The organism is Pseudarthrobacter sp. PvP004 (assembly GCF_017876035.1).
Taxonomy (GTDB): domain Bacteria; phylum Actinomycetota; class Actinomycetes; order Actinomycetales; family Micrococcaceae; genus Arthrobacter; species Arthrobacter aurescens_A.
Map to the genome: position 1 here is coordinate 4,899,869 of NZ_JAGINL010000001.1, position 21,599 is coordinate 4,921,467.

Annotated in this window: 18 protein-coding genes and 1 tRNA gene; 12 read left to right on the plus strand and 7 right to left on the minus strand. The window is 61.0% G+C overall.

The features are described from left to right. Position 1 precedes the first annotated feature (1 nt). Together J3A64_RS22485 and J3A64_RS22490 are read left to right on the plus strand one after the other, a co-directional pair. Positions 2-769, plus strand: coding sequence for an SDR family oxidoreductase (locus J3A64_RS22485; protein ID WP_011776009.1), 768 nt, complete (start codon positions 2-4; stop codon positions 767-769). 266 nt (positions 770-1,035) lie between these two features. Continuing rightward, complete coding sequence (locus J3A64_RS22490; RefSeq protein ID WP_011776008.1) at positions 1,036-2,523, plus strand: C4-dicarboxylate transporter DctA; 1,488 nt, start codon at positions 1,036-1,038, stop codon at positions 2,521-2,523. Positions 2,524-2,585: 62 nt separating this feature from the next. On the opposite strand, the gene J3A64_RS22495 is transcribed toward J3A64_RS22490, so the two are convergent. After that, positions 2,586-2,984 (minus strand): sterol carrier family protein, encoded by a 399-nt coding sequence (locus tag J3A64_RS22495; RefSeq protein ID WP_014922705.1) that lies wholly within the window; start codon positions 2,982-2,984, stop codon positions 2,586-2,588. Positions 2,985-3,004: 20 nt separating this feature from the next. Continuing rightward, positions 3,005-4,021 (minus strand): asparaginase, encoded by a 1,017-nt coding sequence (locus J3A64_RS22500; RefSeq protein WP_210065998.1) that lies wholly within the window; start codon positions 4,019-4,021, stop codon positions 3,005-3,007. A 34-nt stretch (positions 4,022-4,055) separates the two neighbouring features. Between J3A64_RS22500 and purD the strand changes: the two genes are divergently transcribed. Next, on the plus strand, positions 4,056-5,414 hold the full coding sequence (gene purD, locus J3A64_RS22505) for a phosphoribosylamine--glycine ligase (protein WP_210066000.1): 1,359 nt from the start codon (positions 4,056-4,058) through the stop codon (positions 5,412-5,414). A 2-nt stretch (positions 5,415-5,416) separates the two neighbouring features. Continuing rightward, complete coding sequence (locus tag J3A64_RS22510) at positions 5,417-6,355, plus strand: phosphoribosylaminoimidazolesuccinocarboxamide synthase (RefSeq protein WP_011776004.1); 939 nt, start codon at positions 5,417-5,419, stop codon at positions 6,353-6,355. 74 nt (positions 6,356-6,429) lie between these two features. Here the strand turns inward: J3A64_RS22510 and J3A64_RS22515 are convergent, their stop codons facing one another. Then, positions 6,430-7,695: a helix-turn-helix transcriptional regulator gene (locus tag J3A64_RS22515; RefSeq protein WP_011776003.1), complete on the minus strand. Its 1,266-nt coding sequence runs from the start codon at positions 7,693-7,695 to the stop codon at positions 6,430-6,432. A gap of 124 nt (positions 7,696-7,819) precedes the next feature. Here J3A64_RS22515 and J3A64_RS22520 point away from each other — a divergent pair, with 124 nt between their 5' ends. Further along, positions 7,820-8,050 (plus strand): hypothetical protein, encoded by a 231-nt coding sequence (locus J3A64_RS22520; protein WP_011776002.1) that lies wholly within the window; start codon positions 7,820-7,822, stop codon positions 8,048-8,050. A 233-nt stretch (positions 8,051-8,283) separates the two neighbouring features. Here the strand turns inward: J3A64_RS22520 and J3A64_RS22525 are convergent. The 3 genes from J3A64_RS22525 to J3A64_RS22535 form a co-directional block, all read right to left on the minus strand. Beyond that, positions 8,284-8,360: transfer RNA gene (locus tag J3A64_RS22525), tRNA-Pro, on the minus strand. 98 nt (positions 8,361-8,458) lie between these two features. Beyond that, positions 8,459-10,291, minus strand: coding sequence for an ABC transporter ATP-binding protein (locus J3A64_RS22530; protein ID WP_011776001.1), 1,833 nt, complete (start codon positions 10,289-10,291; stop codon positions 8,459-8,461). Further along, positions 10,288-12,087, minus strand: coding sequence for an ABC transporter ATP-binding protein (locus J3A64_RS22535; RefSeq protein WP_210066002.1), 1,800 nt, complete (start codon positions 12,085-12,087; stop codon positions 10,288-10,290). The genes J3A64_RS22530 and J3A64_RS22535 overlap by 4 nt, the downstream gene beginning before the upstream one ends. 300 nt (positions 12,088-12,387) lie before the next feature. On the opposite strand from J3A64_RS22535, the gene J3A64_RS22540 reads away from it, so the two are divergent. From J3A64_RS22540 to J3A64_RS22570, 7 genes are all read left to right on the plus strand, one after another. Further along, positions 12,388-13,266: an aldo/keto reductase gene (locus J3A64_RS22540; protein ID WP_011775999.1), complete on the plus strand. Its 879-nt coding sequence runs from the start codon at positions 12,388-12,390 to the stop codon at positions 13,264-13,266. A 102-nt stretch (positions 13,267-13,368) separates the two neighbouring features. Further along, the gene (locus J3A64_RS22545) at positions 13,369-14,370 is read left to right on the plus strand and encodes an AfsA-related hotdog domain-containing protein (protein ID WP_014922698.1); all 1,002 of its coding nucleotides are present in this window, start codon (positions 13,369-13,371) and stop codon (positions 14,368-14,370) included. Then, positions 14,363-15,007 carry an HAD family hydrolase gene (locus J3A64_RS22550; RefSeq protein WP_011775997.1) on the plus strand — a complete coding sequence of 215 codons (645 nt, stop codon included), beginning with the start codon at positions 14,363-14,365 and terminating at the stop codon, positions 15,005-15,007. Before J3A64_RS22545 ends, J3A64_RS22550 begins: the two co-directional genes overlap by 8 nt. Next, entirely contained in the window at positions 15,004-16,491 is a 1,488-nt protein-coding gene (locus J3A64_RS22555; protein ID WP_014922697.1) for an FAD-dependent monooxygenase, read from the plus strand. Before J3A64_RS22550 ends, J3A64_RS22555 begins: the two co-directional genes overlap by 4 nt. Before the next feature lie 4 nt (positions 16,492-16,495). Continuing rightward, positions 16,496-17,566 (plus strand): 3-oxoacyl-[acyl-carrier-protein] synthase III C-terminal domain-containing protein, encoded by a 1,071-nt coding sequence (locus J3A64_RS22560; protein ID WP_011775995.1) that lies wholly within the window; start codon positions 16,496-16,498, stop codon positions 17,564-17,566. A 14-nt stretch (positions 17,567-17,580) separates the two neighbouring features. Further along, positions 17,581-19,923, plus strand: coding sequence for an MMPL family transporter (locus J3A64_RS22565; protein WP_014922695.1), 2,343 nt, complete (start codon positions 17,581-17,583; stop codon positions 19,921-19,923). Between the two features lie 110 nt (positions 19,924-20,033). After that, complete coding sequence (locus J3A64_RS22570; RefSeq protein WP_011775993.1) at positions 20,034-20,486, plus strand: MarR family winged helix-turn-helix transcriptional regulator; 453 nt, start codon at positions 20,034-20,036, stop codon at positions 20,484-20,486. Positions 20,487-20,659: 173 nt separating this feature from the next. Here the strand turns inward: J3A64_RS22570 and J3A64_RS22575 are convergent, their stop codons facing one another. Next, positions 20,660-21,598, minus strand: a complete 939-nt coding sequence (locus J3A64_RS22575) for a metallophosphoesterase (RefSeq protein WP_011775992.1) — start codon at positions 21,596-21,598, stop codon at positions 20,660-20,662. Position 21,599: the final 1 nt, after the last annotated feature.

Here is a 21,599-nt window from a genome sequence, read left to right on the forward strand (position 1 = left end):
CATGACTGACTCCAGCCCGCCCGCAAACTTTAGGGTCGCCGTCGTGACCGGGGCCGGTTCGGGTATTGGGCGGGCAGTTGCCCGGCTCATGCTCGCCGAAGGCTACCGGGTGGCGTTGGCCGGTCGCCGTGAGGCGCAGCTGCTCGAAACCGCAGGCGACCATTCGGAAGCGTTGGTGGTTCCGTGCGATGTAACAGCGCCCGACGACGTCGCCCGCCTTTTCGCGGAGGTCCGCCAACGCTGGGGTCGGGTTGATGTGCTGTTCAACAATGCCGGCATTTTCGGCCCGGCCGGCGATGTGGGTGAGATCAGTGTGGACGACTGGGAAGCAACGTTGAGGGTGAATGTCACCGGTTCCATGCTGTGTGCGGCTGAGGCTGTGCGGAGCATGAAAGCCCAGGAGCCGCAAGGTGGCCGCATCATCAACAACGGCTCCATCTCGGCGCACTCGCCAAGGCCCAGGTCCGTGGCTTACACAGTTACCAAGCATGCGATGACGGGTCTGACCAAGAGTATTGAGCTGGACGGGCGGGAGTTTGGCATCACCGCCGGGCAGATCGACATCGGCAATACGCGCACCGAGATCATGGACACCATCGGCGTGGGCTCCGGTGCTCTCCAGGCCGACGGCAGCCGCAAGGTGGAGCCGATGTTCCCCGTGGAGGACGCTGCCCGTGCCGTGTTGATGATGGCCAACATGCCGGCGTCGGCGAGTGTTGGTTCCTTGGTGGTGACCGCTGCCGGCATGCCGTTCGTAGGCCGCGGCTAGCCCCTGCCCGCACGCCGGACGGGCGACCCGTACCGCCACCACCCACTTTGAACTTGAATGCCCGCGGCACGCCTGACAAAGGGTGTGTCGCGGGCATTTCTGTGCTCAAAAGGGGTGGTGGGCGCCCGCACCCCAAAGCTCCAAACCAAATGTGACTTTCCATATTATGGAAATGCAATTCCCCCTTGCGGAATGGTGTGAGCAGGCTTACATTTGAAAAACCCCCTCAAAATGTGGGGCTGTTCCCAACTGATTGGTTCAGATCAATGAAGATCCCAGACCCCGCGGCGCTGAAGGCGAGTTCGGCCCCGCAGAAGAAAAAGCGGCTGTATCAGTCGCTCTTTTTTCAAATCCTGATCGCCGTCGTCGCAGGTGTACTCATCGGTCATTTTTGGCCGACCATCGGGTCCGCCCTCCGGCCACTGGGTGATGGATTCATTCAACTCATCAAGATGATCATCGCCCCGCTGATTTTCCTTGTGATTGTCACAGGCATCTCAGCAGTGGGCGACGTCAAGGCGGTCGGAAGGGTCGGGGTCAAGGCGCTCCTGTACTTCACCGGCGCCACCCTCTTTGCCCTCGTCTTCGGGCTCATCGTCGGAAATATTGTTCAGCCTGGTGCTGGCCTTAATATCGACCCCGCTACGCTCTCCCAGGACGCGCTCAACGCCAAGACCGGAAACGCGCCTCCCAAGGACGCCGCAGCGTTCATCCTGGATGTCATTCCCGTCAGCGTGATCGGTGCTTTTGCCAACAACAGCCTGCTTCAGGTGCTGTTCTTCTCCGTCTTCTTCGGTGCTGCGATTGTTGTCATCGGCCGCGAGCGTTGCATGCCGGTCATCAGCCTGATGGAGACCGTCCTGGAACTGATCTTCAAGATCATGTCCTGGATCATGAAAGTGGCTCCCATCGGTGCATTCGGTGCCATGGCATTCATCATCGGCCAGTACGGTCTGGGCACGCTCAGTACCTATGCTCTGCTGATAGCCGCCTGCTACGGCGCAGCGATTGTCTTCATCGCGTTGCTGTTCCTGGTGGCTTGGAGCTTCGCCAGGGTTCCGCTGTGGTCATTCCTCAAGTACACCCGCGAAGAATTTCTGCTGGCACTCGGAACAGCCTCCACGGAAGCTGTCATGCCACGCATCATGACCAAGCTGACCAACGCAGGCTGCTCCCGTGCCACCACCGGACTGGTGGTACCTACCGGCTACTCCTTCAACCTGGACGGCGCGGCGATCTACCTGTCCATCTCGCTGCTGTTCCTGGCGCAGGCCTTCGGCCACAACCTTGATCTGGGCCAGCAGTTGGCGGCCCTGGGCGTCCTGCTCCTGACTTCCAAGGGCATGGCCGGTGTGCCGGGTTCGTCCTTCCTGGCCCTCTCCGCCACGGCAGCAGCGCTCGGCATCTTCCCGGTGGCCGGCGTCGCACTCCTCCTTGGAGCCGACCGCCTCATGGACTCCATGCGTGTGGTGGTGAACCTGCTGGGCAACTGCGTGGCAACGTTCGTCGTCGCCAAGTGGGAGGGCCAGTTTGACCGCAGCGTCATGGTCCGCGCCTTCAACGGTGAGATCACCAACCATGACTCGGCCGTCATGCTTGGCAAGGAAGAAGTCTTCGAAGAGCAGGAACTCCAGCGCATCAGCGAGGGCCAGGAACCTTCTCCGAAGTTCCGCGGCGGCCCCGCGGCGGACGATATCCCGCAATTCGAAATGAGCAAGCGCGGGCAACCATCCAACCCGGTCTGCCCGGATTAGTACAGCCAAAGCATGAGGCCCCTCAAGACGATTCTTGAGGGGCCTCAGCTGTATAAGAACCCCTAAAGGGGCAGCAGCTCCGAGAGGTCTGCACGCAAACCGGACGCAGTGAGCTTGTGGTTCGAAACCGCGTCTGCCCACGCAATCCGTCCTGTCACCAGCGACAGCCAAGTGGCGGCGTCGCACTCGATCACGTTCGGGGGAGTGCCGCGCGTGTGGCGGGGCCCCTCCACGCATTGGGTGACGCCGAACGGCGGCACGCGGACCTCCACGGAGTTGCCGGGCGCGCGGGCGGTGACTTCCTCCAGGGAGTAGCGCACCGCCGTCGCAATGAGAGTGCGCGACGGCGGCGGCCCGGAAGCGCTGCCCGGCTCACCATCTGAAGGCTCGACGGCGGCCTGCCAGGCTGCCAGCGCAGCGCGGCCCTCGGAAACATCGACGCGGCGTCGTGCAACAGCCATACGTTTTCTCCTCAGAAGTACTAGTCGAGCAGGGCAGAGACGGCGTGACCCAGCCGGATCTTGCCTACCTCGTGTCCGCCGCCGAGTACGGGCTCAACCACCCGTTCCAAAACACCGGAAACCGCCGGTATGTCCACGGCTCCACTCACTGCCAGAAGGGTCAAGCCCACCAATGACGTGGCGCGGAGGTTTCCGTCGAGTATCTTCACGGCTACCGTGGCGCCGGTGGGGGTTGCCAGGACCAGGACGCCCTCGGCCCCGATCTTGGCCAGGACTTCCAGTTCTTCCATGACGATGGTGTTGGACTCGCCCTTCCCTTGGACGGCCCAGGGGTAGTCGAGCATGGATGTGGCGATGGTGGCAGCACGGGCATTGGACGATTTGTCGCCGGGGGACTTGGCCAAGCGGGAGTAGGCGCGGGCCAGGCTGGTCAGTGAGATGGCAGCAACAGGTGCGCCGCAGCCGTCGATGCCCAAATGGGAGATCGTTTCGCCGCTGTATTCCTCAATCACCGAGCGCACGCGCTGCTGCAGCGGGTGGTTTGGTTCAAGGTAGCTGCGCAAGTCCCAGCCGTTTTCGGTGCAGGCCCACAGGAATGCTGCGTGCTTGCCGGAGCAGTTGAATGCCAGTTTCGATTGTCCGCGTTCGGAGCGAACCAGCCAGTTGCGGGCCGTTTCGTCCTGGGGCCAGGCGGCAGGGCACTGGAGGTTTTCCTCCTTCACGCCTGCTGCTTTGAGCATCCCCTCCACAACGTCCATATGATCCAGGGAACCGGTGTGGCTGCCGCAGGCGACAGCAACTTGGGCGCCACGGAGGGGCACGCCGGATTGCATGGAAGCCAGGGCTTGGAAGGGCTTGAGCGTGGAGCGGGCGAGAATGGGAGCGTCGATGTCACCAAGACGGGTGACCACCGAGCCGTCGCCGGCAAGAACCACGGCCGCGCCGATGTGCCGGGACTCAATAAAGCCACTACGTTCGATCACTGCCAGTTCTACCGCGGACTCAACGTTGAACGTTTCATGCGAACTCATGGGCATACAGCCAAGTCTAGGGGCGTACGGGGTCCGGTGAATGACACAGCTTAGGCCCCGCGCCCTTCACAAAGTACCCTTGAAGACTGTGAAGGTACTCGTCATTGGCCCAGGCGGCCGCGAACACGCCATTGTCCGCTCTCTGCTTGAAGATCCCAACGTTTCCGAGGTCCACGCGGCCCCGGGCAACGCGGGCATCAGCAAACTCGTTCCCACCCACGCGATTGACGGGAACAACCCGGAAGCCGTGTCCGCCCTCGCCACCAAGCTGGGCGTGGACCTGGTTGTCGTAGGACCCGAGGCGCCTTTGGCTGCCGGTGTGTCCGACGCGGTCCGCGAAGCCGGCATTCCCGTCTTCGGTCCCAGCAAGGAAGCAGCCCAGTTGGAGGCTTCCAAGGCGTTCGCCAAGCAGATCATGGCTGAAGCCAACGTTCCCACTGCGATGGCCCGCGTTGCCACCAACGCCGAGGAAGCTGCCGACGCACTGGACACCTTTGGTGCCCCGTATGTAGTTAAGGACGATGGCCTGGCAGCGGGTAAGGGCGTGGTGGTCACCAAGGACCGAGCGGAAGCCCTGGCTCACGCCCAGGCGTGCTTCGACGCCGGTGGAACCGTGGTCATCGAGGAATTCCTTGACGGCCCAGAGGTTTCCTTGTTCGTCCTCTGCGACGGCCGCACCACCGTCCCGCTGTCCCCGGCGCAGGACTTCAAGCGCATCTTCGATAACGACGAAGGCCCCAACACCGGCGGCATGGGCGCGTACACCCCGCTCGAGTGGGCTCCCGAGGGCCTGGTCCAGGAAGTCATCGACCGCGTGGCCCAGCCCACCGTTGATGAGATGGCCCGCCGCGGCACCCCCTTCGTCGGTGTCCTTTACTGCGGACTTGCACTGACCTCCCGCGGCACGCGCGTCATCGAGTTCAACGTCCGCTTCGGCGATCCCGAGACCCAGGCAGTCCTCGCCCGCCTCAAGACCCCGCTCGGTGCGCTGCTGCTGGCAGCTGCCAAGGGCGAACTGGACACCGCAGAAGAGCTGCGCTGGTCCAAGAGCACGGCAGTCGCCGTCGTCGTTGCTGCCGAAAACTACCCGGACGCGCCCCGCACGGGCGATCGCATTCGTGGCCTGAAGAAGGTTGACGAGCTGGACGGTGTCCACGTGGTTCACGCCGGCACCAAGCTGGACGATGAAGGCAAGGTGGTCTCCGCCGGAGGCCGCGTCCTGGCGGTTGTGGCGCTCGGTTCAGATCTGGTTGAGGCCCGTGAAAAGGCGTACGACGGCGTTGAGCTGGTTCAGCTTGAAGGCTCGCAGTTCCGTACGGACATCGGAGGCAAAGCCGCCCGCGGCGAAATCCGCGTTCCGTACACGGCCACCGGTACCATCCCGAAAGTGCAGGCCTGAGCATGACTGAGGGTATCCCCACCGGCGGCTTCGAAACCGAAACGCTGGAACTTCCGGGCTGGAAGCACGTTTACTCCGGCAAGGTCCGCGACCTCTACGTCCCGGCCGATGAAGCCATCACGGAGAAGATCGGCCAGGAATGCGTGCTGGTTGTGGCCAGCGACCGCATCAGCGCTTACGATCACGTGCTGAGCAGCGAAATCCCGGACAAGGGCCGTGTCCTGACGCAGCTGAGCTTGTGGTGGTTCGACCAGCTGGATGTTGAGCACCACGTGCTGGCGTCCACTGTTGAGGGTGGCGTTCCGGAGGCCGTGGAGGGCCGGGCCATGATCTGCAAGAAGCTGGACATGTTCCCGGTGGAGTGCATCGCGCGTGGCTACCTCACCGGCTCCGGCCTGGCTGAGTACAAGGAATCCCGCACGGTCTGCAACATTCCGCTGCCCGAGGGCCTGGTTGACGGTTCACGCTTGGAGAAGGCACTCTTCACGCCTTCCGCCAAGGCTGAAGTTGGCGAGCACGACGTCAACATCACGTACGACGATGTGGTGGCCATGGTGGGCGACGACATCGCTGCCCGCCTCAGCGAACTCACGCTGAAGATCTACACCCGCGCCGAGGAGATCGCCCGCGAACGCGGCATCATCCTGGCCGACACTAAGGTGGAGTTCGGTATCGACGCCGCCACTGGCGTGATCACGCTGGGCGACGAAGTTCTTACCCCGGACTCTTCGCGCTTCTGGGATGCGTCCACGTATGCGCCGGGCAAGTCGCAGCCTTCCTACGACAAGCAGTACGTCCGTGACTGGCTGACCTCCGCCGAGTCCGGCTGGGACAAGTCCTCCGACACTCCGCCGCCTCCGTTGCCCGCCGAGGTGGTTGAGCGCACCCGCGCCCGTTATGTGGAGGCTTACGAGAAGCTCACCGGGCGCACCTTCGCCTAGTAACCCAACTGGGGGACAGCACATGCTCCACTGAACGGTCAGTGGGAGTGTGTTGTCCCCCAGTTTTGGGTTAATCAGGCTTCCGAGTGTTCTTTCGCGGCCCGACGCTCGGCGAGGCGGATCTCCAAGACCGCGTCCATGGCCTGCTGAACCCTGTCCGAGGCCCCTGCCGCGCTGAAGTCGTGCTGCGCCTCTTCCAGGAACTGAAGCGCCTCAGCGGCTTCCCCGGCTGCTTTCAAGGATTTGCCAAGCAAGAGGGAAACTTCGCCGGCGGTGTGCCGCGCCAACACCTTACGGTCGGCGTAAATCTCGCGGAGCTTCTCCACTGCTGCAGGGATATCCCCGGTCAGGTAGAGCCAGCGGGCGCGGATAAAAGCGACCTCCAGCTGGTCCGTCTTGTTGCCGCCCACAATGGACAGCGCCAGTTCTGCACGCTCTATGGCGGACAACGTTTCCGGTTCCACAATCCCTGAGGACAGTCGAACCGCTGCGGACGCCTTGTTGAAGCGGGCCCACAGCTCAATGTCGTTGGCGGGGGAGAGAAGCTTGGCGGCTCGCTCGTGGTGCTTGATGCCTTCTACATAGTCGTGGCGCATGAAGGCGACGTTGCCAACTACCCACGCGACTTCGCCGGCCAGCTGCGACATGGAATGCTCGTCCATGTGCTCGATCATCGCCAGGCAATACTGCCAGGCTTCGTCCAGCTTGCCGCTTTCGGCCAGGGCTCCGATCAGCGCGCGGTGCGCACCGATGATGAGGGTGGAACCCTTGGGCAGTTGCTCGCTGAGCTTTACGGCTTGCTTGGCATGCTCGACGGCGGTGGCCAGCTGTCCTTGTCCGTGACACACCGCGGCAAGCATCTGCCAGGCGCGCACTCCCAGGCCGGCGGATTCGGTGGCCATGGGGTGTTCCAGGAGGTGCTCAACGATTTGCTGGCATTCCTTGAGTTGGCCTTGTTTCATCACGCACTCGGCCTGCATGTACGTCATATTCCACCAGGCGCTGTTGTTCTTGGCCTCGAGGGCAATCTGCGCGGCGGTGGCGGCGTGGCTGGCGGCCAGTTGATAGTCGCGAAGGTCCCAGGCCTGCCGGGCGTAGAGTCCGGCGAGGACGTACTCGGCATCACTGACGGAGACTGGTTGGCTCCACGCTTCAAGTGCTTTGGGCGCCAGCTCCAGCCTGCGGGCTAGCTCCTCGATGACCTCGGCCGTAGGCTCGCGGCGACCGGTCTCCAGCAGCGAAATATAGCTCGGTGAATACAGGTTCTTGCCTAGCTCTGCCTGCGTCAACCCACGTTCGAGCCGTTCGGCACGTAGCTTCTCGCCGAATCCGTTTCCCACGGGTCCCTCCTACAGGTGTCTTTTGACCAAAACCTTGACAGTCTCTGTGGAAAACATTTTACAATGTATGTCAACAGGGACCGTGCAATTTCCGTAACGAATCCGACTCGCATTGGGGTACAACATGTTCAAGAAAATCATCGCGTCAGTGGCCGTGGCGGGCGCACTGACGTTCGCGGTTGCGGCTCCCGGGGTAGTCTCTGCTGCTCCCGCAGCAGATTCCAGCACAGTAAGCGCCATCGGTAACTGGCCGGACCCCATGCGGTCCACCACCACGGTGCCCAAGAAGGACAAGGCCGAGACCGAACCGACATTCAGCACGATGTCCATCGGCAACTGGCCCGACCCTATGTAAAACAATTGTAGTAAAAGAAACCCCGGAGTGTGACGAACCCAGCTCCGGGGTTTCTTTTTGCCTTTTTGTGATGTGTATTGGCGCCACCCGAATTCGCTCAGGACCCGGAGGTGGGGTGGCGCTGCCCGGATGTGCGAGTCGCGCGCGGGGATGCGTTGCGCGTGTCTTGAGTGGCGCGGGGGTGATTCGGGCAAACAAAAATGGCGCCGATTTCTCGACGCCATTTTCGTGTTTGGTCGGGATGACAGGATTTGAACCTGCGACCTCTTCGTCCCGAACGAAGCGCGCTACCAAGCTGCGCTACATCCCGATCCGCTGCGAAAGCAACTGTTCAAGAATAGCCGAAACGTCCCGTGATGCGAAATCGAGGGGGTGGTGTCGCTCCTCACAGCTGCCACGGGGCCGGGGTCAGACCAACGAGTCCCGCCACGCACCGTGCAGCTGGGCAAACCGTCCGCCACCGCTGATCAACTCGGCTGGCGTTCCGTCCTCCACAATGCGTCCGTCGTGGACCACCAGCACCCTGTCAGCCGTCTCCACAGTGGAGAGGCGGTGGGCGATGATGATCGCCGTACGGGCGGAGTTACCGCCTACGACTCCCTCCAACAGATGCGCGAGGCCCTGCTGGACCATGCGCTCAGAAGGAATGTCCAAGGAGGACGTTGCTTCGTCGAGGATCAGCACGGCTGGTGCGGCCAGGAAAGCGCGGGCGAAACCGATGAGTTGGCGCTGCCCGGAGGACACTCGTCCACCACGTTTGTTGACGTCTGTGTCGTAACCTTCGGGGAGGCTCGTGATGAACTCGTGGGCACCCACTGCTGCAGCGGCAGCCTCAATCTCGGACCGTGACGCCTCAGGCCGACCCAGTGCAATGTTGTCCGCCACTGAGCCGCTGAACAGGAACGCTTCCTGCGTCACCATCACCACTGCACGGCGGAGGTCTGTGGTGGACAGGTCCCTGAGATCCACACCGTCAAGGGTGATGGCCCCGGAGGTGACATCGTAGAAGCGGGCTACGAGCTTGGCCAGCGTGGACTTGCCCGCTCCCGTCTGGCCGACCAGTGCAACGGTCTGACCGGCAGGGATGTGCAGGTCCAGTGTGGGAACAACAACTTTGCCATCGCTATAGCCGAACGTCACGCCCTTGAAATCGATTTGGCCGCGCGAACTTTTCAGCGGTACCGGGTTCTTGGGCGGACGGACTGTGGGCACCTCTTCGAGGAGACCGGATACCTTCTCCAGCGCTGCCTGGGCGCTCTGGAAGGAGTTGTAGAACATGGCCATCTGGTCCACCGGCTGGAAGAAGCGCTTAGTGGAGAGGATCAGTGCCAGCAGGACACCGACAGCCAGGTCCCCACTCAACACGCGGAAGCCGCCAAACAGCAGGACCACGGCCACACAGACATTGCCGATCAGCACCAAGCCCGGCTGGAAAATGCCGTTCAGGTTGATGGAGCGGACGGTGTTCTTGCGGTAGTCCTCAGCCAACTCGCCGTACCGGGATGCATTCTCGCGTTCCTTGCGGAAAGCCTTCACAGCGCGGATGCCGGTCATGGTCTCCACGAAGTGCACGATCAGCCGTGCCGACACAACACGCGACTCACGGAACGCGATCTGCGAATGCTTCTGGTACCAGCGGGCAAGGAAGAACATGGGCACGCCGGCCGCGAGGACTATCAGTCCGCTTTGCCAATCCAGGGCAAAAACAGTCACAGCGGTGAACACCATGAACAGCATGCCGGAGGCCAAGGAGCTGACCCCGGAATCCAGGAGTTCACGCAACGCCTCAAGGTCCGAGGTTTGCCGGGCGATGATGCGGCCCGAGGTGTACTTCTCGTGGAACTCGAGGCTCAACCGCTGGGTGTGCCGGAAAACCCGCAGGCGCAAATCCAGAAGCATGGCCTGGCTGAGCCGCGCGGTAGAGGTCACGTAGAGCGCCGTCATTCCCGCGGTTGCGATTGCCGCAGCCAAGTACAGGGCGCCCGCAAGCACCAGAGGCCCGTTGTCCCCTGCCTGCAGTGCGGGGAGGGCGTTGTCGATGCCAAAGGCGATGAGCGCCGGCCCGGCTACCCGGGTGAGTTGGGAGATCACCACCATCACGATCGTCAGCCAGAAACGCAAGCGCACCGGGCGGATGAGTGAGGCAAGCAAGGTGAGCGACCGGCGTCGTACGGCTTTGCTGTCCGCTTTGGTGAGGTGCGTGTTGTCCTCGTTGGCCGTGCCAAAAGTTGTGGCGCTCATCGGCGGGCCTCCTCAGCTTCTTCGAGCTCGTCCAGTTCGGTGTCCAGGTCCTTCGGGCCTGCGTCCAGGCTGGCGATGACATAGCGGTAGTGGTCGTTCTCGGCCAACAGTTCCGTATGGGTTCCGACGGCGGTAATGGTTCTGTTTTCGAGCAAGGCCACCCGGTCCGCCAAGGCCACGGTGGAGGGGCGGTGCGCAACGATGAGAGTGGTGGTCTCGCGGAGGACGTCGCGCAAACGGGCTTCCACGCGTTCTTCCGTGTTCACATCGAGGGCGGACAAAGGATCGTCAAGGACCAACACCTTGGGCTTGGCGGCGATGGCTCGGGCCAGGGCAATCCGCTGCCTTTGGCCACCCGAAAGACTCAGTCCTTCCTCGCCGATCAAGGTGTCCACGCCGTCCGGCAACGAGTAGGCGAACTGTGCCTGTGCCACGTCCAAGGCCTCATCCACGGCTGCGTCATTGGGATTCGGGGCGCCCAGGAGGACGTTGTCCCGCACCGAACTGGAGAACAGCGTGGTGTCTTCGAACGCCACGGCGACGATCTTTCGTAGCTCGTCAATGTCGTAGTCGCGGACATCCACGCCGTCGATCGTCACTGCACCCTCAGTCACGTCATACAGCCGGGGGACCAGCTGGAGCAGGGCGCTCTTTCCGCTACCCGTAATGCCCACCAGTGCCATGGTCTCGCCGGGGCGGATATCCAAGGTGACGTCGTGCAGGAGGGTACCGCCGTCGTCGAACCCGAAACCTGCGTGCTCAAAGCGCAAGGCGCCCTTAACGGTTTCGGGAACCGTGGCCTGGTCCGGGGAGGTGATGGTGTTTTCCGTGTCCATCACTTCGAAGTGGCGGTCCAGTGCGGTCTTGGCGGTCAGCGCCATGGCCAGCAGCATGCCCGAGAACTCCACGGGAGTGGCCACCACCGCGGCTGTGGCAAAGAACGCCACCAGCGCGCCGATGCTCAGTTGTCCGTTAGCCACAAGCATGATGCCCACCACCAGCCCGACGCCCAGCGCCAGCTCCGGCAGCAAGGTGACCACCAGCGTGAACCCGGCTTGCTGCTTGGCCTTGGCGATCTCGGTCTGACGAAGTTCCTCAGCCTGGCCGTTGAAGTTCTCAAGGGCTTCGCGGCTCCGCCCAAAAGCTTTCAGGACGCGGATGCCGTGGACGGATTCCTCCACGGTGGTGGCGAGGTCGCCGGCCTGGTCCTGGCTGAGGCGGGTGACCAAACTGAAGCGGCGGCGGAAACGGAACGAGTTGATCATGATCGGCACGGCCGCTGCAAGGAAGATCAGCGCCAGCTGCCAGCTCATGGAGAACATCACGCCGACGCCGATGATCACCGTCAGGGTGGTGACCACCAACATGATGGCGCCGAATGCCATCCAGCGGCGCAGGAAGCTCAGGTCCGTCATGGCGCGGGACAGCAGCTGGCCGGAACCCCAGCGGTCGTGGAACGCGACCGTCAGTTGTTGCAGGTGGCCGTACAGGGTCACGCGCAACCGGGTTTCCACCGTGGTGGCGGGGTTGATGACGAACTGCCGGCGCAAGGCCACCAGCCCGGCTTCAGCGATACCCAAGGCAAGAATCACGACGGCGGCAATCCAGACTGCGTCCGTGGAACCGCCGGGCTGCAAGGAGCTGTTGACAAGGACCCGCAGGACCTGCGGGATGGTCAGCGCGACGATGCTCGCCAGCAGGGCGCAGATGAGTCCCATGAATAGTCGGGGGAGGATGGGCCGCACATGAGGGTACAGGCGGCCGACGGAGGTGAAAAATGACGTTTGCTTGGACATGCCCGCTTCTCAACAGCTGGATCTTCAGATGGTGCGGAGGTAGTTTCCCGTAGCAACTACCCTATGCCATGGCGTGATTCGTTTCACAGGACCGCGCAATGAAGGTGAAATGTTTGACCCAGTTATTAGGGATCGTAATGATGCCTGCGGTTCAGTTGCGAGGCGACAATTCGAGATAGGCGTACCTTGGCACTGTCGTATGACAGTGCTCTGTGTTAGCTTCGTACTATGTTGTTAAATCGTAGTTTGCCAGTCCGCCATCTGGGTTCCCTGGAGGTCAGCGCTGCGGGCGCCGGGTGTATGCCGCTCACCATGAGCTATGGAGCAAGCCATCGGGGCGCCGCTGGCCCCGTCATTCAGGCAGCCCTTGATTCGGGGATCACTCACTTTGACACCGCAGATATGTACGGCTCCGGAGCAAATGAGCGCATTGTGGGCGCGGCTCTGGGGCGTCGCCGCAACGAAGTCACTTTGGCGACGAAGGTGGGGATCAAGTCAGCTGCGGGGATTCCCTATGGTGTAGATGGCCGTCCGTCCTACATTCGAAAGGCTGTCGAGCGAAGTCTCCGTAGACTCCGGACTGACCGCATCGACCTCTATTACCTGCATCGCGTGGACCCAAGAGTCCCCATCGAGGATAGCGTTGGTGCGCTAGCGGAGCTGGTGCACAGGGGTCTGGTGCGCGAGGTTGGCGTAAGCGAAGTCAACGGTTCACAGTTACGACGCGCTCACGCAGTGCACCCAATTGCGGCGGCGCAAATGGAGTGGTCCCTATTTGAGCGAAATCTTGAGGCGGATCTGCTACCGGTAGCGCGGGAGCTGCGGATATCGATTGTCGCATACGCCCCCCTTGGTCGAGGAATGCTTGCCGCCTCGTCGTCCCGCCCTCAACAGCTGGCGGCTTTCGATATTCGGCGAACCCTTGGCCGGTGGCAAGGAGAGAGCCTTTCGCGTCACCTCGCCGCCATGGATGAGCTTAGCGGGTTGGCTAAAAGCAGCGGGGCGACCACGGGGCAACTTGCTCTTGCATGGCTTTTGCATCAAGGGCTCGACGTGGTTCCCATCCCCGGAACCACGAAGCCTGCCCATGTGAAAGAGAATGTCGCAGCCCTGGACCTGAGTCTCGATGTTGCGCTTGTTCGGCGCGTCGCCGAGATTGCAGCGAACGCTGCCAGGTGAGGAGGTTATCCACAGGGCGCATAGCAGAGTTCTGTTTTAAACCAGATTGCTGTGTTAGCGTCATTCTCTCCTGTTCATCAATCATGAGGAGCTGCTTTGTTTATGGCTAAGCCAGTTCAGTCCCCGCCGGATCGTTTGCGTCGGCACGTCGCCGTCTCTAAGGAGGAGGCGACGCTTCAGTTCGATCGGACGGTTAGCCGTGATCTTGTGCACCGGAGAGCGATAGCCGAGGTGTTCGTCACCGATTCGGCCCCCGGTCCTCCCGGTAGAACTTTTGTGGGGGTGCAGATTCCTAGGGGGCATCGCATGAATCGGGGGAGTGGACGGGCAGCGGCTGTTTTGGTGCTCGAGGCACTAAGACAGGCCAGCATCTATGTCGCGCACACGGAGCTGTCTGTACCGGCGGATATGGTGTTCGTGTTCAGCCGGATGGACTTGCGCTTCGCGGATGCGGCCAGTCTCGACTTCCAGGGAAATCAGCTGAGCTCGATGATTGATCTATCTGCGGAGCTGGAGTCGCTTCCGAACGGTCGACCGAGGCGAATGGTTTTTGCCGCGCGCTTGATCGTGGATGATCAGATCCTCGTCGAAGCGGATGGTGATGTGTCGCTCGTCACTAAGGAGGCTTGGCCATTGCTGCGGGCTCGTGCCGGCGCTGAACTGACAGATGCGGATGAGCCTCCTTCGGCGTTACCAATCAGCGAATCCTCCATCGCCGATGTGATTCGGAGCCCTGAGGATGCCGGTGGCCATCGCTTTGAGGCGCGAGTCCTTGTGGACGATCAGCATCCCTTCTACTTCGATCACCCGCTGGATCACATTCCCGCCGCGCTCCAGGTCGATGCCCTCGACGAACTGTGCATCCACGTCCTCTCCAGGAGAGCCACCTCATGCGAAATGTTCACTCTGAGGAGTCTCCGTATGGACTTCAGGGGATTCGCCGAACTCTCAAGCCCAGCTTTCGCGAGCGTTCGTATCGAGGACCCGTCGGGTACCTCGGGAGGGGACGCAACCACCCTTATTGCTGAAATCCGACAGGGAAAGAGTGTGGTCACTATGGCCACCCTCGAATACGCCCTGGAGCAGGTGTCGGTCGATGCCTAGTCAAATACCCGAGTCCATCCACACGATCGTCTATGACTTCGGCGGTGTAGTAACAGCGCCTTTGATTACGGGAATTCTCAGCCTCTCCCAGCGCATTGACCGAGAAGTCGAATCCATTGTCGCCTCGATGTCAGCCCCCATCGAACGCGGCAGTCTGGGGCCACTCGCAGCACTTGAGGCGGGAGACTTGACCGAAACGGAGGCCGTCTCGATCTTCTGTAAGCGTCTTGAGCTAACTCCGCGAGACCTCCACGGAGACGAAACGTTCGGCGAAGTTTGGCTTCGTACTTTAGGGATCGATCAGGCGACACTTACGCAGGCTCAAGCGCTAAAGAGGGCGGGATACAGAACCGGACTCGCGACCAATAACGTGAATGAATGGCGGTCGATCTGGCTCGGATTGATCGACCCTCACCTGTTCGACTTTATTGTTGATTCTTCGGAGGTTCGCCTCAGAAAGCCGACGATGGAGTTTTACCTCGAGCTTGCCCGTCGCGTAAACGGCACACAGGGGGTGCTCGTCCTCGACGATGAACCAGTAAATATCCAGACCGCCGATCGAGCAGGCTTTGGGACATTACTCTGGGGTCCCGACTCAACCAGGTCCCGGCGCGACCTCGAACGCCTTCTGCCGTGACAGCGGAGACAGTCCCGGACGAAGTCGAGGTAATGGTCGTCGGGGCCGGGCCCACGGGCCTCACGGCAGCGATCGAACTCGCGGGCCGTGGGATATCCGTCTGCGTCATCGACAGTCTCGCCGCGCCTAGAACAGAGAGTCGCGCACTCGCAGTCTGGCCACGGACCCGCGATGTCCTCACTAGCCTGCAGGTGCTAGACGACGTACAGCAGGACTCCGACCTGTTCCTGGATCAAGTAGCCTATGAGTTGGGTGATGCGCGAAGTGTTTCCATCAAGCTCCCGACCGATACCATGGCGCAGATTCTGCCCCAGCCGGTCCTTGAGCAAGCTCTCATCGAACGACTTGGGGATCTAGCGGTTTCCGTACATTGGGGTACCCGGCTTGTTGACGTTGTGCAACACCCGGACGGCGTCAGTGTGACCATGTCCAGCCCAGGGCAGAACGAACACGAGGCGTGCGTCAAGTTCATCATCGGCGCCGACGGCGCGTCCAGCAGCGTTCGCTCCCTGCTGGGCATCTCCTATGTAGGACACACGATCCCGGCGTCCTTCCATCTCGCCGACTGCACCCTACAGGGGTTTCCGAACGACAACGTTTTTCGCAATTTCGTGTCCCAGGCAGGATATGTCGCAATCTGCCCGCTTCCGGACGGAGGGCATCGAATCTTTGCGCGCAGCGAGCACACCGACAGTCGGACGGAGATGTCACCCGCCGAGATGCTGAAACGTGCAGGGCTCTCCTCGGTGGGAGTCAGATCCACGGAATGGACGAGCGACTTCAGGATTCACGAACGAGTCAGTGAGACGTTTCGCCAGGGCAATGTGTTCCTCGCCGGGGACGCCGCGCATACCCACAGCCCCGCTGGCGGACAGGGTATCCAGACCGGAATCGGGGACGCCCACAACCTCTCATGGAAGTTGAGCGCCGTCCTGCGCGGCATTGCTCTTCCGTCACTCCTGGACAGCTACGAGACCGAGCGCCGCCCAGTGGCCCAAGCCGTCATCGATCGCTCATCAGTTCAAGCCAAACTCTGGGACACGTCCACGCCATGGAAACGAAGGCGCAATTCGTTCGCCTTTCGGGCCGCAAACCAGCTAGGGGTAGTCCGCGCGCGATTAATTCCTGCGCTGCTTGGATACGCGGACGCCTATCCGCCCTCACCAGCTCAATCATCCCGATCCAAGCAGTTCCTACACCAACGGCACCGGAGTCCAGCGTTCAAGACAAATCTCCAGCTCGTTGCGGAAGGTTCCTGGTCCCCTGAGGAAATTGCCGAAATTGGGCGACTTCAGGCACGCCACGAACTGCTTGGTGACAACGTCATGCAGATATCGGACCCAGTTCCCCGAACGCGACGGGGAATTGTCTGTGTCCGCCCTGATGGATATGCCGCATTCCGCGTCGGGGACCTTGTCAACCTCGAACGCGGCCTCGACCAGATCATCCGATCCTGGGCCAACCCACGACTTCTCAGGGGATAAATTTATGAAAACACCTTCAATAAACATCTGCGCAGGGGCTGTTGTGTATCCGCCCGTGGAAACAACACAACTAACGGAATACGCCGGCGGACCAACGACGGCTACGATTCCAACTGCTCATTTCGCTGGAGCCCCACTTCTGGCGGTCGCCGCGGCCCGAGAGGCACTTGAACGTGGCGGCATCGGATCAGAAGATATCGTTTGCAATGCGCATGCGTGGGTGAACTATCAGGGACACGATCTCTGGTCGCCCCAGCACTTCATCGCGCAGGAAATAGGTGCGGTGCATTCCCGTTCTTCGGGGGTTTTCGATGTGTGCAATGGCGGAGAATCCGCCATCGAACTCGTGGCCATGCGCTTACTAGGGTCTTCTGACGTGAGGCCCCATGATATCGCTCTCACTACGACTGCCGACTTGTTCCGGGAACCGGCGTTCAACCGGTTTTCCTCCGACTTGGGCGTCTGGTACGGCGATTCCGGCAGTGCCTTGGTGCTTGGCTTGGAGAGAGACATGGAGGATCAGGCCGTTCAGCTGTTATCAGCCCGAAGCACGTCAATGCCAATCGCTGAAGCGATGCACCGCACCCGTGAAGGTTTCTTTGATTACGCTGCAGGGAGTGATCGTTCCATCGATGTGCGAGCCACTAAGGCTCAATTCCTCGCGGAAGGCGGCGGTGCGAGCTTCTTGACGTCAATGGGCGGTGGCGTTCGATCGGTCGTATTGGGTTCACTTAGCGATGCCGGAATCAGCCCGCACGACCCAAGGGTGAAACACCTCTTGCTGCCGCGTATCGACCAGTCGACGATCGACAGGGTCTACTTGCCGCCTCTCCACGGGGTGACATCTGCTGCATACAGGTCGCTCCCGCGGAACAAGTACGGGCACCTCGGCGCTGGTGACACACCGGTGAACATCGTTGAGTTTGTTCAGGGTGGCGATTATGACGCCGGCGACATCGCCTTGTTCGTATGTGCGGGCGCAGGGTTCACCGTCTCATGCCTCTGCGTGAGGCTTCCAGATCCGTCCTTAGTGGCGCGGTCATTCGCGACTGTGAACGACTTCATCCCAGCATAAGGACCAGGAGCCAAATGAACATTGATATGTCCAACAAAACACTGAACACAGTCGTCGTCCGCAGAGGGCTTGGCCGGCTGGGGGCAACGCTTATCGCTTCGTTCTGGGTAGCGCTGACTATCGTTGGCGCCCTTGGCGCTTCCGACATCGAGAAAACGCTCGGAGACGTCGGATGGGCGCCCAAAGGCGCTCAGTCTGAACTCGTCGCAAACGGACTCAAAGATGGATTTGTGGGCACCGGTCTAACGTCACTAACTGCTGTGGTGACAGATCAGAAGCACAGTTCGCAGGAACCGGAGTTCGAACGGCGAGCTGCTGAGGTTGCCTCGTTCATCGGCGCCAATCTTAACCTCGAAGTCACTTCTCATATCGGCTATGCAAGCGCGGGGAATAGTCGCGACGAGTTCGTGAGCAAGGACGGACACACTTCGCTAGTGCAACTGGGCTCGTCTCTGGACGCCGACACTATGGCTGACAGAGTGCTCGGAGCTCAGAGCAAGCTCGACGAACGGTTCGAGAATCAGGGCCTCACCGTGCAACTCGTCGGAACGCAAGCGTTTCTAACCGAGATGAGTACAGCAAGCATGGCCGGTCTTGGTCAAGCCGAGATGCTTGCATTCCCACTTATTGTTATCGTCCTGCTATTGCTTTACCGAAGTGTCGCCGCAACTCTGACATCGCTGGTTGCCACCGGCACAACGATTATGCTCACCCTCGGCATCGTCAACTGGGTCGGAACTCATTGGTTCGACATGTCGGAGTTCACGCTGAACTCTGTCACGATGCTCGGATTGGGGATCTGTGTCGACTACACACTCTTCATCGTTCGACGATTCCAAACCGAACTTCAGTCCGGCCAGTCTGTTGACGCTGCCCTTAAGACGACGATGCGAACTTCCGGGGAAGCCGTGCTCGCGTCCGGCGTCACTGTAGCTCTGGCGATGTCGGCGCTGTTCCTGATTGACTCCGCCGTGATCCGTTCCATTGCGACCGGGGTGGTTGTAGTGGTCATAATGTCCATGCTCGCGGCTACCATACTGACACCTGCTCTGCTACGGCTGCTTGGTACGAAGATCAACTGGGGCAAGATCCGCTTTCCTCGACGGAAGATCCGTGCAATTTCCACACGAGCAAACTTCGCGACTCGCCTAGCCATGCGCCGACCATGGCTGGTTGTTGTTGGATCGGTGGCTATCCTGGGTGCACTCATTATCCCAGCAGCGCACATCGCGGTGGGCAGCGCAGACGCATCGGTCGCTCGGTCGGACGCTCCCGTTCGTGTTGGGTTCGAACGCATTGCGGACAAGTTCTCTGTTGGAGCTACCGCTCCGATACAGGTCCTAGTCGACGCTGAAGGGGTCGGAGTCTCACATCTCCAGATGGCACAGATAAGCAATTTGGTGACCAAGATTGACTCAAGCAACCATGTCGAATCGGTGCGGGAGCCACTTTCAGTGTTCTCCGCACTCAATCCAGATAACCCGCTGGCGGCCACGACCGAATCGTCGTTGGCAGCGTTGCCTGAGCGCGAACGTCAGGCCCTGGGCACAATGCTGTCCTCGGACGGTGAGCGCATGCTCATTACAGTTTTGCCCGATGGGGCAGCAACCAGCGAACAAGCCCGGCAGGCTCTCTTCGACGTCCGGAGTGCAGTATCGGAGAACAAGATCGATGGCGCTAGCGTGAATGTCGGAGGTGAGACGCAAATGAATGAGGAGGCAACGGAAGTCATTGCCGAATCGCTGCCCGTTGTGGTCGCGATCATGCTCGCGATCATTCTCCTCATCATGGCCATAGCATTCCGGTCGATCCTGATTCCCCTCCTGACCGTCGGGCTGAACATCCTAAGCGTCGGTGCCACCTTCGGAATTCTGGTGATTATCTTCCAGAACGGTATTGGCACAAGCATGCTTGGCTTCACTCACCTAGGCCACCTCATTAACTGGGTGCCTGTGCTGCTGATTGCCCTTCTCGTTAGCCTTGCAACGGACTACCAAGTGTTTATTTTGACGCGAATCCGTGAGTACGTAAGGACCCCGGGGACAAGCATTCGTGACGCAGTATCGTTGGGTTTGCGTGACACGGGTCCTCTCATCACCGGCGCCGCTATGCTCATGGTGGTCGTGTTCGGGGCCTTCGCGTTTACCGGAGTGGTCCCCATCCAGCAATTTGGATTCGGCCTGGCAGTCGGAGTCGCAATCGACGCGACCATCGTTCGTATGTTGCTCGTTCCGGCATGTTTGTCTTTGTTGGGCAAGGCCGCGTGGTGGCCGGGGAATCGACGAACAGATGGTGACGAGCTGGGGTTGGAAACCAATACCGCACATATGACTGAGAGGTCTCATGTGGGACAGTAGAGTGTGATGCTCCGCGCTTGGAGCCTCGCGTAAAGCGGGGCACCAAGCGTAGGAGCTCACACCAGAAGGCTCCGAGCATTGGGGTCAATAGACTCAAAGAGGGGATCAGAATGACTGTGGAGGTGCCGGATCACATCGCCAACCGGCTTGGGAGCTACCTGAAGCTCGCAGATCAAGCCGTTGCTGGGGCAAAAACCAGGGCCCTGCGACCTCACGGTGTCACTGTCCCGCAATATGTAACACTGATGGCGTTACATATTCTCCCAGAGCAATCAATCGCGCAGCTAGCCCGTACGGCGTCCGTCACTCCCCAGACAATGTCCACCATCCTCAACAACTTGGAGGATAAGGAGCTGGTAACGAGAGAGAAGTCTCCGTCCCACACACGAGTAGTCCTACTAAAACTCACTCCTGAAGGCCATCGAGTGGCGCTTGCCGCGGACGAAGCAGCGCATGAAGTGGAACAGCTAATAACCAACGCCTTATCGCCGTTGGAACTGGGGAGAACCAGGGAAACACTCAGCCGCGTTGTTGAAGTCCTGAAGGCCTCAAAAGTCGCGTAGTTTAGCTGTCGGCGTTCTGGGCGGCCGCCGCCGCGCTCTGCACCATCAACGCCGGTAGCGGCAAGCACATCGTGCGTGAACACACGCTGCACCGTGACTCAATGCGAAAATTTCCGACGTTAGGCACAGCAGGTGCCTCAAGTAGGTCCCGGGCCTGAGGGACTTGTTAACGTTCACGTGAGTGTGAGCAGCACTGCTTCCGGGCGGCAGGCGATGCGGACGGGGGCGAAGCGCGACGTGCCGATGCCGCCGGAGACGTTCACCGGCGTCGTGAAGCTGTCGCTTTCCCAATCGTGGAGGCCCTTGGCCCGCCAGGTGGGGAGGTCGCAGTTGGCGACGAGTGCGCCGTAACCAGGGATGCAGATTTGGCCGCCGTGCGTGTGGCCGGCGAGGATCAGGTCCGCTCCGGCTTCGGTGAAGTGGTCCAGCACGCGCTGGTACGGAGCGTGGATGACTGCCACCTTCAGGTGCGGGCGGGCATCCTGGTTGACCGTTCCACGGGGCCAACCGGCATAGCGTTCGCGGTTCAGGTGAGGATCGTCGACACCCGAAAAGTCGAATCGCAGTCCGTTCAGCACCACTGACTGGGCGCGGTTTGTGAGGTCGATCCAGCCGCCCATACCGAACGCCGAGCGGAGCTTGGGCCAGTCCAAGGCGATGGGGTCGGTTCGCATCCGCGACGGACCACGGAAGTAGCCAACCGGGTTCTTGATCCGCGGGGCGTAGTAGTCGTTGGAGCCCGGAACGAAAACGCCGGGGAACTCCAGCAGTGGTCGAAGTGCCTGGATCAGGGGATCAACGGCTTTGGCGTGGCTGAGATTGTCGCCGGTGTTAACCACGAGGTCAGGCTTCAGATCCGCCAGCGATTGCAGCCACTGCGTCTTCTTGTCCTGGCCCGGGACGAAGTGGATGTCGCTCAGGTGCAGGACGCGGAGCGGCTTGGATCCCTCCGGAAGAATGGGCAGGGTTTCGTGACGGACCTCGAACTGGTCCTTCTCCCACCAACCGTATGCGGCCGCTGCTGCTCCCGCTGCTGTACCGACCGCAGCTGTGACGGCGAAACCGCGCCCGACGGTGCGGACGCGGTTTGCCAATGAATCACTGAAGGACATG

Bases quoted from the DNA above. Each gene is read 5' to 3' on its own strand.
- J3A64_RS22485 (WP_011776009.1), top strand. From the start codon at position 2: ATGACTGACTCCAGCCCGCCCGCAAACTTTAGGGTCGCCGTCGTGACC.
- J3A64_RS22500 (WP_210065998.1), bottom strand. From the start codon at position 4,021: ATGCCCATGAGTTCGCATGAAACGTTCAACGTTGAGTCCGCGGTAGAA.
- J3A64_RS22540 (WP_011775999.1), top strand. From the start codon at position 12,388: ATGCCGCTCACCATGAGCTATGGAGCAAGCCATCGGGGCGCCGCTGGC.
- J3A64_RS22495 (WP_014922705.1), bottom strand. From the start codon at position 2,984: ATGGCTGTTGCACGACGCCGCGTCGATGTTTCCGAGGGCCGCGCTGCG.
- J3A64_RS22520 (WP_011776002.1), top strand. From the start codon at position 7,820: ATGTTCAAGAAAATCATCGCGTCAGTGGCCGTGGCGGGCGCACTGACG.
- J3A64_RS22545 (WP_014922698.1), top strand. From the start codon at position 13,369: ATGGCTAAGCCAGTTCAGTCCCCGCCGGATCGTTTGCGTCGGCACGTC.
- J3A64_RS22570 (WP_011775993.1), top strand. From the start codon at position 20,034: ATGACTGTGGAGGTGCCGGATCACATCGCCAACCGGCTTGGGAGCTAC.
- J3A64_RS22535 (WP_210066002.1), bottom strand. From the start codon at position 12,087: ATGTCCAAGCAAACGTCATTTTTCACCTCCGTCGGCCGCCTGTACCCT.
- J3A64_RS22575 (WP_011775992.1), bottom strand. From the start codon at position 21,598: ATGTCCTTCAGTGATTCATTGGCAAACCGCGTCCGCACCGTCGGGCGC.
- J3A64_RS22550 (WP_011775997.1), top strand. From the start codon at position 14,363: ATGCCTAGTCAAATACCCGAGTCCATCCACACGATCGTCTATGACTTC.
- J3A64_RS22490 (WP_011776008.1), top strand. From the start codon at position 1,036: ATGAAGATCCCAGACCCCGCGGCGCTGAAGGCGAGTTCGGCCCCGCAG.
- J3A64_RS22530 (WP_011776001.1), bottom strand. From the start codon at position 10,291: ATGAGCGCCACAACTTTTGGCACGGCCAACGAGGACAACACGCACCTC.
- J3A64_RS22565 (WP_014922695.1), top strand. From the start codon at position 17,581: ATGAACATTGATATGTCCAACAAAACACTGAACACAGTCGTCGTCCGC.
- purD (WP_210066000.1), top strand. From the start codon at position 4,056: ATGACACAGCTTAGGCCCCGCGCCCTTCACAAAGTACCCTTGAAGACT.
- J3A64_RS22560 (WP_011775995.1), top strand. From the start codon at position 16,496: ATGAAAACACCTTCAATAAACATCTGCGCAGGGGCTGTTGTGTATCCG.
- J3A64_RS22510 (WP_011776004.1), top strand. From the start codon at position 5,417: ATGACTGAGGGTATCCCCACCGGCGGCTTCGAAACCGAAACGCTGGAA.